Origin of the sequence: Bradyrhizobium iriomotense, from assembly GCF_018129405.1 — a bacterium.
Lineage (GTDB): Bacteria > Pseudomonadota > Alphaproteobacteria > Rhizobiales > Xanthobacteraceae > Bradyrhizobium > Bradyrhizobium iriomotense_B.
In genome coordinates this window covers 85,031-96,726 of record NZ_JAFCLP010000007.1, presented here as the reverse complement: position 1 = coordinate 96,726, position 11,696 = coordinate 85,031, and the positions used below count along the sequence as shown (strand labels likewise).

Below are 11,696 nucleotides of genomic sequence, written 5' to 3'. Positions count from 1 at the left end.
TTCTCGTCTCACACACGTCAGGCGGGTCGCGCGGGAAAGCGCGATTTCCACGTCCGTAGTCCGTTCTCTTCGAACATGATGCGCGAGCAGCTATGCCCCCGCTGCTCCAGCGCCGCGATGAGCTGGTAGCGCTCGAACGGACGCACGAAGAACATGAAGTAGCCGCCGCCGCCCGCGCCCAGCAGCTTGCCACCGACGGCGCCATGCGACTTGGCGAAGTCGTAGATGGCGTCGAGCTCGCCGGAGGAGATCTTGGAGCTGAACTTGCGCTTGGCGTGCCAGGCTTCGTCGACGAGGCGCCCGCAATCCAGCAGCCGGCCACGCAGCAGATGCTTGCGGATCTCGCGCGTCACCTCCTTCTGCTTGGCAGCGGCGGTCACCGCATCGGTCGTCTCGTGCTGCGCCTTCTGGTCGCGATGGATCGCTCCGGAGTCACGGCCTGCGCCGGTGTAGCAGAGCAACAGGCTCTCCTCGAGCTCGGCGATGATGTTGGGGTCGAGACGCAGCGGTACGATGGTGTTCTGGTCGGAGGAGAACTCCATGTGGTTAAAGCCGCCAAACACGGTGGCGTATTGATCCTGCCACCCGCCCGGAATGTTCAGCATCAACCGCTCGGCCTGAAACGCCATTTCCGCGATCTCGTGGCGATCCCATTGGTCGCTGCGAAATTCGTTGAAGCAGCCGATGATGGCGGAGGAGACCACCGCCGAGCCGCCGAGGCCGGAGCCGACCGGGAAGTCTGCGGAGACCTCGAGCTCGAACCCGTAGGTCGGCTTGATCAGCCGCACCACCGATTTGATCAGGGCGAGATCGCCGCCCGTGCCGAGCTCGGCGAGATTGTCGGCCTCGACCGTGCAGCGAAAATCATGCGAATAGATCCGGATGCGGGGATCGCGCCGGCGCCGCAAGGTCGCATGCGCGTACATCTTGATCGTGGCGCTGACCACAGCGCCGCCGTCATTGGCGACGAAGTAGTGCGTCAGATCGGTGCCGCCGCCGGAGAAGGAGATGCGGACCGGCGAGCGCGCGCGCGCGAAAACCTCGCTCTCCTCCGACAGGTTGAACAGCTCGCGGCTGAACACGTCGACCAGCCGGCCCTCGGTATCGAGGATGGGCACGAGGTGCACGCGCTGGTCGAGCAGCTTGAGAATCTGCTCCCGCGGTCCTCCGGCCTTTGCCCACACGAAGTTGCGGTTGATGCAGGCTGCCAACTGGTCGTGGATCGTGACGCCCGTCAGCATCCGCCGGCGGATGTCGCCATCGGTCACCGCGCCGACGATTCGTCCGGTCGCATCCTGCGCGAAGAGGATACCGAGCATGTTGGCATTGAGGCGCCGAAAGGCTTCCTCGATGGTCTCGGTCTCAGCGATGGTGAGATGGCTGGTTTCTGCCAAGGTCCTGAATCCAAAAAGGGGAAGGAATTTCAGGCCCTTAACCCCCGCGGCGAGCCGCCGAAAGCGTCGCGTTTTTCAAGTCGTTAGATACGGCAGGGGGGCGGATCACGCAAGTTTCCCGGAATCGAGCCGTCTTCGCGCCGCAAATGGGCGCGTCAGCGCCGGAACCGGCTCCGTCAGGAGCCGGCCGGGCATTGCGGACCGCTCGCGGTGCCTGCTCCGGATGGTTGCGCCACGGGCCTTGAGCTGCCTGGTCCACGGCTCGCCTTGCCTTGCCGTCTGCTTTGCCTGTATTTGACCCACCTGGCACTTGCGGACGGTCGGGCCTTGCCTGGGCCGGCCCCGTCCGCGATCACCGGCGTTTACCGGTATGATGAAGGCTCTGCATGATTAGATTTGGGCTGCTTGGCTGCGGGCGAATTGCCAAACGCCACTCCGACCTCTTGGGCGGCAATCACGTAGAAGGTGCGAGCCTCGTTGCGGTCTGCGATCCCGTCCGCGCACGCGCCGATGCCATTGCCGGAAAATTCGGCGTGCCGGCGGTCTACGACATGGATGACTTTCTCGCCCGCAAGGACATCGACGCGGTCGCGGTGCTGACGCCGAGCGGTCTGCATCCGGCGCACGTCATTGCCTGCGCCAGGGCCGGCAAGCATGTCGTCGTCGAGAAGCCGATGGCGCTCCGGCTGCAGGATGCCGACGATATGATCCGCGCCTGCGACGAGGCGGGCGTGAAGATGTTCATCGTCAAGCAGAACCGCTTCAATGTTCCTGTCGTCAAGGCGCGCGAGGCGCTCGAGGCAGGCCGTTTCGGCAAGCTAATTCTCGGCACCGTGCGCGTACGCTGGTGCCGCGATCAGGCCTATTACGACCAGGACGCCTGGCGCGGCACCTGGGCCTATGACGGCGGCGTGCTCACCAACCAGGCGAGCCATCACATCGACATGCTGGAGTGGTTCTTCGGCGACGTCGTCAGCGTGCATGCGCGCGGGATGACGGCGCTCGCGAAGATCGAGACCGAGGACACTGCGGTTGCGACGTTGAAGTTTCGTAACGGCGCTCTCGGAATTGTCGAGGCCACCACAGCGGCGCGACCGACCGATCTGGAGGGATCGCTCTCGATCCTCGGAGAAAAGGGCACGGTGGAAATCTCCGGCTTCGCGGTCAATCAGATCCGGCATTGGCGCTTCGTCGACGAGCTGCCGTCCGACAAGGACGTAGTCGAGAAGTTCTCGGTCAATCCGCCCAACGTCTATGGCTTCGGCCATCAGGCCTATTATCACCATGTGGTCGACTGCCTGGTGAACCAGCGCGCTGCGCTGGTCGACGGGCTCGAGGGCCGCAAGAGCCTGGAACTGATCTCCGCGCTGTATGAATCGATCGAGACCGGCGCGGAGGTCCCGCTGCGGTTCATGCCGCGCCTGAGCCGCCTGGGCGCCGCATTGTGAGCAAGCCGGACATAAAGCAGGCTGCCATTCGCGACGTCACCTTCGGTGTCGGCGTCAAGGTCGTCGAGCCCAGCAATCTCTATGGCTGCAAGATCGGCGACGATTGCTTTGTCGGTCCGTTCACCGAGATTCAGAAGGGCGTGGTGATTGGCGCGCGGACGCGCGTGCAATCGCATGCGTTTGTCTGCGAGCTGGTGACGATCGGTGATGACTGCTTCATCGGTCATGGCGTGATGTTCGTCAACGATACGTTTTCGACCGGCGGCCCGGCGCGGGGCCGCAAGGAACTGTGGCGCGAGACGGTGATCGGCAATCGGGTGTCGATCGGCTCGAACGCCACCATCCTGCCGGTGAAGATCGCGGACGACGTCGTGATCGGCGCGGGCGCCGTGGTTACCAAGGACATTACGACGTCGGGCACCTATGCCGGCAATCCGGCGCGCCGGCTGCCGGGCAGAAGTTGAGGAGCAGGATCGATGGCCGTGCCTTATGCCGATCTCAATCTGCAGTATCAGACGATCAAGAGCGAGATCGATACGGCGATCGCCGGCGTGATCAGCGGCAGCGCATTCATTCGCGGCAGCTACGTCGATGCTTTCGAGCGAGACTTTGCCGAGGCCGCCGAGGTCAGGCATTGTGTATCCTGCGCCAATGGAACGGATGCGATCTACCTTGCCATGAAAGCGCTGAAGGTGAAGCCCGGCGACCAGGTGATCACGACCGCTCATTCCTGGATTTCGACCGCGGCGATGATTACGCACGCGGGCGCCGACGTCGTGTTCTGCGATACCGACGACACGACCTTCACGATCGATCCGGCGGCGATCGAGGCAGCGATCACGCCGCGTACTGTCGGCATCATCCCCGTCCATCTCTACGGCCAGCCCGCCGACATGGATGCGATCATGGCGATCGCAGCCAGGCACAAATTGTGGGTGATCGAGGATTGCGCGCAGGCGCATCTGGCACGTTACAAGGGGCAAATGGTCGGCACCTTCGGCGCGGCCGCGACCTATTCGTTTTACCCCGGCAAGAATCTCGGTGCGATGGGAGACGCCGGCGCGGTCGTCACGAATGACAGCGCGCTGGCCGAACACATGACCATGGTGGCGCGTCATGGCGGCTTGGTGAAGCATCAGCACCAGATCGAGGGCATCAACAGCCGGCTCGACGGCCTGCAGGCGGGGATCCTCTCGGCCAAGCTGCCGCATCTGACCGCCTGGACCAAGGCGCGGCAGGATGCGGCCAGGGCCTATGATTCCGGCCTCAATCAGATCGAGGATGTGGGGGTGCCCAGGGTCGCTCCCGAGCGCAGCCACGTCTATCACCTCTATACGATCCGCCATCCGCGGCGCGACGCGCTGGCGGCGCATCTCAGTGCCAATGGCGTGCAGACGGCGATCAACTATCCAACCGCGCTACCCTTCCTGGCCGCGTATCAGCGGCTCGGCCATCGCGCCGAAGAGTTTCCGAATGCGTACCGCGACCAGGGGCAGATCCTGTCGCTGCCGATGTTCGCAGAAATCACGCGCGCCCAGCAAGACGAGGTGATCGACCTCGTCCGGAAATTCTAGCGCTCGTCCGCGATCACCTTGCCGTCGTTCGGCAGCGCGCCGGGGCCGACCAGCTCGACCGCGCCGCCGAGCTTTGTCACCGCCCGCAAGGTGCCCGCGATCTCCCCGCGCAGCGTCTCGCTTGCCGCCGCCGTTTCCGCTTTCAGCGTCATCGCGTCGGTTTCGCCCTGGCGCGTGACGACGAGGCGCAACCGGCCGAGCGCGGGATGGCGCTTGCCGATCTCGGCGACCTGCTCGGGACGGACGAACATGCCTTTGATCTTCGTGGTCTGGTCGGCGCGGCCCATCCAGCCCTTGATACGCATGTTGGTGCGACCGCAGGGGCTGGTGCCCGGCAGCGCGGCGGTGAGGTCGCCGAGCGCGAGGCGGATCCAGGGATGGTGCGGGTCGAGCGAGGTGACGACGATCTCGCCGACGTCGCCCGGCGCCACGGGATCGCCGGTGCCGGGCCTGACGATCTCCATGATCAGGTCCTCGTTCACGATCATGCCTTCACGGGCCTCGGTCTCGAAGGCGATGAGACCGAGATCGGCGGTGCCGAAGGCCTGGTAGGCGTCGATGCCGCGCGCCTTGATCTCGGCCTGGAGCGAGGGCGGGAAGGCCGCGCCCGAGACCAGCGCGCGCTTGATCGAGGAGACGTCGCGGCCCGCGGTCGCCGCTGCATCGAGCAGGATCTTCAGGAAGTCCGGCGTGCCGCTGTAGCCGACGGGCCGGTAGGCTTCGATCAGCTCGAATTGCTGCTCGGCGTTGCCTGGACCTGCTGGGATCACCGCGCAACCGAGCGCGCGCGCCGACGCGTCGAAGATGAAGCCGCCGGGCGTGAGGTGGTAGCTGAAGGTGTTAAGCACGATGTCACCTTCCCGGAACCCGGCCGCGAACAGCGCCCGCGCGCCGCGCCACGGATCGGCCTGCCGCCCTTCCGGCTCGAAGATCGGCCCTGGGGAGGTGAAGAGCCGCGCGAACGAGCCAGGGGCCGCCGCCACGAAGCCGCCGAAGGGCGCGGCGGCCTTGTGCAGGGCCGGCAGTTCCGACTTGCGCAGCACCGGCAGGCGCGCCAGCGCCGCGCGCGTGGTCATGGCGCTCGGATCCACGCCTTTGAGCCGCTCGGCATAGGCGGGCGCCGTCATCGCGCTTCGCAGCACGCCGGGCAGGCGCGAAAATAGCTCGGCCTCGCGCGCAGCTTGCTCGCGCGTCTCGAGGGCGTCGTAATGGGCGGTCATGGCTGATCTTTCCGGGTTGGCATCCGTTGCACGCCGCCGCTGGCATGGGTATCAGACGGCCATAGTCGGGACGTGGGGAGTGCGAGATGGCGGAGGAACGGATCATGGCGGCGGAGGAGACGGCCGGCGTCGTGGCGCGCCTGAAGCGCCGTATGATCGACGACGCGATGCCGCTGTGGTCGACCATCGGCTGGGATCATGCCATGGGCGGCTTCATCGACCGGCTGCACCGCGACGGCACGGCGGATGCCGCCGCGCCGCGGCGCGTGTTCGTGCAGGCGCGGCAGATCTGGTGCTACGCCAAGGCAGCGCAGATGGGCTGGTATCCTGAGGGTCGCGCCATCGCGCTGGAGGGACTGGAGCACCTGCTGGCGAAGGCCAAGGCGCCCGACGGCAGGCCCGGCTATGTGCACCGGCTGACGCCGGAGGGCGCGGTGCTGGACGGCCGGCGCGATGCCTATGACCATGCCTTCATCCTGTTTGCGCTCGCGACGGTCTACGCGCTCGACAGGGACGCGCAGGTGCGCGCCGAGATCGACGCGCTGCTCGCCTTCCTCGACGGCCACCTGCGCTCGCCGCATGGCGGCGTCCACGAAGGCCTTCCGGTCTCGCTGCCGCGCCGGCAGAACCCGCACATGCACCTGTTCGAGGCCATGATCGCGTGCTTCGACGCAACCCATGATCTGTCGTTCCAGAACCGTGCCGGCGAGTTCTTCGCACTGTTCCTCGCCAACCTCTACGACAAGCAGAAGCACGTGTTGTCGGAGTATTTCGAGGAGGACTGGTCGAAGATCGAGCCGGTCAGCGTCGAGCCGGGCCATCAGGCGGAATGGGTCTGGCTGCTGAAGGGATTCGAGCGCATCACGGGTTGTCCGACCGGGCAGCGGCGCGCGGAGCTGCTGGCGACGGCGCTGCGCTATCGCGACGAGGCGACGGGCTGCCTGATCGACGAGGGCGACGCGAGCGGCAACATCCGCCGCAGCACGCGCCGGCTGTGGCCGCAGACCGAGATCGCAAAAGCGTGGATCGCGCAGGCCGAGTCCGGCGAGGCGGGCGCGGCGGAGGAAGCGCGCGTGGCGCTGGTGCGGCTCGAACGGCATTATCTCAGCCATCCCGTTCGGGGCGGCTGGTACGATCAGTTCGATCGCGACGGCAAATCGCTGGTCGACACCATTCCTGCGTCGTCGTTCTATCATGTTCTCTGCGCAGTCACGGAAGCGGAGCAGGTGCTTGAGTAAGACTCTTTTGTTTTGACGCGTTTTCTTCACGCGAACCGGTTCCCACTTCGCTCGAAAACGCTTTGTTAAAGCCACCTTTTGCGCCGCTTGAAGCTCTTGAGGTTTTTAAAACTCTTGCGCTGGTCGCCGGCGCCGCCGAGATAGAACTCCTTGACGTCCTCGTTGTCGCGCAATTCGTCCGCGGTGCCGTCGAGCACGACCTTGCCCTGCTCCATGATGTAGCCGTGGCTCGCCACCGACAGTGCGGCGCGCGCGTTCTGCTCGACCAAGAGGATGGTGACGCCGAGATCGCGGTTGATCTTCTGGATGATGGAAAACACCTCCTTCACCAGCAGTGGCGACAGGCCCATCGACGGCTCGTCCATCAAAATCATCTTCGGCCGCGCCATCAGCGCACGGCCGATCGCGAGCATCTGCTGCTCGCCGCCGGAGAGATAGCCGGCAAGGCCGGTGCGCTCCTTCAGGCGCGGGAAATAGTTGAAGACCATGTCGAGGTCGGCATCGATTTCGCGGTCCCTGCGGGTGAAGGCGCCGAGCCTGAGGTTCTCCAGCGAGGTCATGTCGGCGACGATGCGCCGACCCTCCATCACCTGGAAGATGCCGCGGCGGACGATCTTGTCCGGATCGATGCCGTTGATGCGCTCGCCCTCGAACAGGATCTCGCCGCGCGTCACTTCGCCGTCCTCGGTCTTGAGCAGTCCCGAGATCGCCTTCAGCGTCGTCGACTTGCCGGCACCGTTGGCCCCCAGCAGCGCCACGATCGCGCCCTTGGGCACGTCGAGGCTGAGCCCGCGCAGCACCAGGATGACATCGTCATAGACGACCTCGATGTTGCGCACGGCGAGGAGGGGCGGTGCGGGCACGATGCTGGGGGAGGGGCGCTCGATGTGAGCCGTTTCACTCATGGTCAATTACTCTCTCGGTGTCGTCGCGGCTCTATCCCGTCATTCCGGGGCGGTCCGCAGGACCGAACCCGGAATCTCGAGGTTCCGGGTTCGCCTCTTCGAGGCGCCCCGGAACGACGAACGGACTAGGGCTCACCACCCCAGCCATTCCGGCTTGCGCGGCAGCTCGACCGTCTTGACCTTCTCGAGCTTGATCGTGCCCTTGGCCATGAGGTCGTTGAGGTCGCCGTCGGTCGCGCCCGACACCTTGGTGCGATAGAGATCGACCTTCAGCGTGCCGCGATGGTCCTTGTCGGTCCAGGTTGAGGGATTGCAGACGCCGTCCATGCCTGATGGCACCCAGTCCTTCTTCTGGTAGAAGCCCTTGGCGACGTTCTCGCCGGTGGCGCCGCCGTTCTTGGCGGCCCAGTCGAGCGCTTCCCTGGTGTAGAGCGCGCTACAGACGCCGGCGATGTAGTGCACCGGGCGATAGGCCTTGCCGCTCGCATCCGACATTTTCGAGATTTCCATCACCGTCTTCATGCCCGGCGCGTTGCCGCCCCAGATGACGGCCGTGCGCAGCGGGAACACGACACCGTCAGCCGCATCGGCCGCGGCCTTGGCGGCATTCTCGTCCATGCCCCAGACGTTGCCGAGGAACTGCACGTCGACGCCGGCGGCCTTGCAGGCCTTCAGCACGGAGATGTTGGAGCCGGACGTGTTGCCGAGATAGGCGTAGTTGGCGCCTGATGATTTCAGGCTCAGGCACTGTGCGCTGTAGTCGCCGGGGGTGAGCGCAAACACGATCGGCGGCAGCACCTCGAAGCCGAGCTCGGCGGCGAGCGCCTCACCGGCGGCCTTCGGCGCGTTCGGATAGGGATGGTTGGCGCCCATATGGACGAATTTGGGCTTGCCGGGCTTGCCCTTCGCCTTCCAGTCCTCCGCAGCCCAGGTCACCAATGCCCGCATCGCGTCCGAGTAGCTTGGACCGTAGAAGAAGTTGTAGGGCGCGGGCTTGGCCTTGCCGCTGGTGCCTTCCGGATCGGTCAGCGCCGCCGCATAGGAGGCGGAAACATAGGGGATTTTGTCCTGCGCGACGAAGCCGGTCAGCGCTTCGGTGTCCGCAGTGCCCCAGCCCATGATCGCCGCGACCTTGTCGCCACCGGACCATTTCTTGTAGAGCGCGATCGCGCGCGGCACCTGATAGCCGTAGTCGTTGCTGTCGAGGGCGACCTGCTTGCCACCGATGCCGCCGTTCTTGTTGATCCAGGCAAAGGTGTCGGCGACGGCCTGGCCGTAGGGCTGTCCGACTTCCGAGGTCGCGCCCGAATAATCGGCGAGGTGGCCGATCGCGATCTGCGCCTGCGCGGGCGCCGCAAAACCTGCGATCGCAAACGCGAGGGAAGCGGTGCTCAAAAGGGAGTTCATCGTCATTGGTTGGTTCCTCCTGTTATCGTTTATGCCGAATTTGCCGCGCTCAATGCGAGAACGGATAGAGTTTCCAGTAAGCCTTGATTTGCCGCCAGCGATGCGCGAGCCCGTCCGGCTCGAACATCAGGAACGCGATGATGATGAGCCCGATCGAGATCTCGCGCAGGAAGCTGATGTTGGTATTGAGCGACAGCGCATGATCGATCGCGCCCCCCTTCAGATGCAGGCTGATCCACTCCATCGATTCCGGCAGCAGCACCACGAAGGCGGTGCCCATCAGCGTGCCCATGATCGAGCCGGTGCCGCCGATGATGATCATGGCCAGGAACAGGATCGAGCGCTCGATGCCAAAGCCTTCCTGCGACACCACGAGCTGGTAGTGCGCGTAGAGCGCACCCGCGATGCCGGCGAAGAAGGCGGCAAGGCCAAACGACAGCGTGCGGTACTTGGTGAGGTTGATGCCCATGATCTCCGCGGAGAGATAATGGTCGCGGATCGCGACCAGCGCGCGGCCGTCGCGCGTGCGCATCAGGTTGGTGACGAGGATGTAGCTCAAGAGCACATAGGCCAGCACGACGTAGAAATATTGCCTGTCGCCGCGCAGCGTGTAGCCGAAGATCGAGAACGGCTCGGCGCTCGCCGGCACCGAGCCGCCGGAGAACCATTCGGCGCGCGAGAAGAAGTCGAGCAGGATGTATTGCGCGGCCAGCGTCGCGATGACGAGGTAGAGGCCCTTCAGCCGGGCGGCCGGGATACCGAAGATCAGCCCGACCAGCGCAGTCACGACGCCCGCGAGCGGGATCGCAAAGAACACCGGGATCGGCGCGTTGTTGGAGATGTAGGCCGAGGTAAAGGCGCCGAGCAGGAAGAACGCAGCGTGCCCGATCGAGATCTGGCCGGTGAAGCCGACCAGGATGTTGAGGCCGAGCGCCGCGATCGAGAAGATGCCGATCTGGATCAGGATGCTGAGCCAGTAGCCGCTGAAGAATTGCGGCGCGAGGCAAAGGAGCGCAACGCCGAGAATCGCGAAGTTGCGGCTGGTCGTGGTCGGGAAGATCGTGGTGTCCGCGGCGTAGGAGGTGCGGAAATCACCAGCGGGGATGAGGGCAGGGCCGGCCATGGGTCAGATCCGCTCGATGTCGTGGGTGCCGAACAGGCCATAGGGCTTGATCATCAGCACGATGATGAGGACGTAGAACGGCGCGATCTCGTAGAGATTGCCCCAGTGCAGATACTCGCTGTCGACATATTGGGCGACGTTCTCGAGCAGCCCGATGATGATGCCGCCGAGCACGGCGCCGCCGACGGAATCGAGCCCGCCGAGGATCGCAGCCGGAAACACTTTTATGCCGTAGGCGGCCAGGCCTGATGAGACACCGTTCACCACAGCGACGACGACGCCTGCGACGGCCGATACGGTGGCCGAGATGGCCCAAGCCATCGCGAACACGCTTTTTACGGAGATGCCGAGCGACTGCGCGACCTGCTGGTTGAACGCGGTGGCGCGCATGGCGAGGCCGTATTTCGATGCACGGAAGAACCAGGCCATTCCGATCATCATCGCGACCGAGACGACGAGACTCATCACATAGACGGTCTGGATCTGGAGGCCGAACAGGCTCACCGACTGGCTCTCGAACACGCGCGGGAACGGCTGCGGGTTGACGCCGAACATCCATTTCAGCGTCGCCTGCAGCACGGTGGACAGGCCGATCGTCACCATGATCACGGAGATGATGGGCTCGCCGATCATCGGCCGCAGGATCAGGACCTGGACCGCGATGCCGAACACGAACATGAACACCAGCGTGATCGGCATGCCGATCCAGAACGGCACCTGGTATTTGGCGAGCAGCGCCCAGCACACCCAGGCACCGACCAGCAGCAATTCACCTTGCGCGAAATTGACGACCTGCGTCGCCTTGTAGATCAGCACAAACGACATCGCGACCACGCCATAGAGCGTGCCGACCACGAGGCCGTTGACCAGGAGCTGGATGAGGAAGGCGGTGTTCATGCTATGCTATCCTTCGCCTCTCCCCGCTTGCGGGGAGAGGCCGACGCGCGGAACGCGCGGCGGGTGAGGGGGAGTCTCCGCATGCGAGGTGCCGATGAGGGCAAGACGAGGCGTGCCAGAAGCCTGCGCAGCGCCTCGACAGATGCGGAAGGAGTGTTGTGGTATCGCCTGCGCGCTCGCCGACTGAACGGTTATAAATTCGTCCGGCAGGAGCCGATTGGTCCGTACACGGTAGACTTCATTTGCCGCGAAGCCCGCCTGATCATCGAGGTGGACGGTGGCCAACACGCCGACAGTCCGCGCGACGCCGTGCGCGACAAATGGCTGACCGATCGAAACTATCGGATCCTGCGTTTCTGGAACAACGACGTGTCGCACAACCTGGCTGGCGTTCTCGAGACGATTGTCACCGCGCTCGCGGAGGCTCCCCCTCACCCGGATCGCTGACGCGCTCCGGCCTCTCCCCGCAGGCGGGGAGAGGCGAAGGGCA

11 protein-coding genes are annotated in these 11,696 nt (G+C 64.8%); 5 read left to right on the top strand and 6 right to left on the bottom strand.

What is annotated here, in order from left to right; genetic code table 11:
* Window positions 1–17: 17 nt before the first annotated feature.
* A complete protein-coding gene (locus JQ592_RS17245; protein WP_211404010.1) occupies window positions 18–1,394 on the bottom strand; it encodes a CBS domain-containing protein in 1,377 nt (458 codons plus the stop codon).
* A gap of 386 nt (window positions 1,395–1,780) precedes the next feature.
* Between JQ592_RS17245 and JQ592_RS17240 the strand changes: the two genes are divergently transcribed.
* From JQ592_RS17240 to JQ592_RS17230, 3 genes are read left to right on the top strand one after another with little or no spacing between them, the layout of a single operon-like run.
* Window positions 1,781–2,842 (top strand): Gfo/Idh/MocA family protein, encoded by a 1,062-nt coding sequence (locus JQ592_RS17240; protein ID WP_211404009.1) that lies wholly within the window; start codon window positions 1,781–1,783, stop codon window positions 2,840–2,842.
* The gene (locus JQ592_RS17235) at window positions 2,839–3,306 is read left to right on the top strand and encodes an acyltransferase (protein WP_211404008.1); all 468 of its coding nucleotides are present in this window, start codon (window positions 2,839–2,841) and stop codon (window positions 3,304–3,306) included. Before JQ592_RS17240 ends, JQ592_RS17235 begins: the two co-directional genes overlap by 4 nt.
* 12 nt (window positions 3,307–3,318) lie before the next feature.
* A complete protein-coding gene (locus JQ592_RS17230; RefSeq protein ID WP_211404007.1) occupies window positions 3,319–4,416 on the top strand; it encodes a DegT/DnrJ/EryC1/StrS family aminotransferase in 1,098 nt (365 codons plus the stop codon).
* Here the strand turns inward: JQ592_RS17230 and JQ592_RS17225 are convergent.
* On the bottom strand, window positions 4,413–5,636 hold the full coding sequence (locus JQ592_RS17225) for a phenylacetate--CoA ligase family protein (RefSeq protein ID WP_211404006.1): 1,224 nt from the start codon (window positions 5,634–5,636) through the stop codon (window positions 4,413–4,415). The two genes, JQ592_RS17230 and JQ592_RS17225, sit on opposite strands and share 4 nt — an antisense overlap.
* An 86-nt stretch (window positions 5,637–5,722) precedes the next feature.
* Between JQ592_RS17225 and JQ592_RS17220 the strand changes: the two genes are divergently transcribed.
* Entirely contained in the window at window positions 5,723–6,874 is a 1,152-nt protein-coding gene (locus tag JQ592_RS17220; RefSeq protein WP_211404005.1) for an AGE family epimerase/isomerase, read from the top strand.
* 65 nt (window positions 6,875–6,939) lie between these two features.
* Here JQ592_RS17220 and JQ592_RS17215 read toward each other — a convergent pair whose 3' ends face one another.
* The 4 genes from JQ592_RS17215 to JQ592_RS17200 all read right to left on the bottom strand — a co-directional run bounded on the left by JQ592_RS17215 (window position 6,940) and on the right by JQ592_RS17200 (window position 11,206).
* Complete coding sequence (locus JQ592_RS17215) at window positions 6,940–7,779, bottom strand: ABC transporter ATP-binding protein (protein WP_211404004.1); 840 nt, start codon at window positions 7,777–7,779, stop codon at window positions 6,940–6,942.
* Between the two features lie 132 nt (window positions 7,780–7,911).
* Window positions 7,912–9,192, bottom strand: a complete 1,281-nt coding sequence (locus tag JQ592_RS17210; RefSeq protein WP_211404003.1) for an ABC transporter substrate-binding protein — start codon at window positions 9,190–9,192, stop codon at window positions 7,912–7,914.
* Between the two features lie 43 nt (window positions 9,193–9,235).
* Complete coding sequence (locus tag JQ592_RS17205; RefSeq protein WP_211404002.1) at window positions 9,236–10,309, bottom strand: branched-chain amino acid ABC transporter permease; 1,074 nt, start codon at window positions 10,307–10,309, stop codon at window positions 9,236–9,238.
* A gap of 3 nt (window positions 10,310–10,312) precedes the next feature.
* Complete coding sequence (locus JQ592_RS17200) at window positions 10,313–11,206, bottom strand: branched-chain amino acid ABC transporter permease (protein WP_018643253.1); 894 nt, start codon at window positions 11,204–11,206, stop codon at window positions 10,313–10,315.
* Window positions 11,207–11,287: 81 nt separating this feature from the next.
* On the opposite strand from JQ592_RS17200, the gene JQ592_RS17195 reads away from it, so the two are divergent.
* Window positions 11,288–11,653: an endonuclease domain-containing protein gene (locus JQ592_RS17195; protein WP_211404001.1), complete on the top strand. Its 366-nt coding sequence runs from the start codon at window positions 11,288–11,290 to the stop codon at window positions 11,651–11,653.
* Window positions 11,654–11,696: the final 43 nt, after the last annotated feature.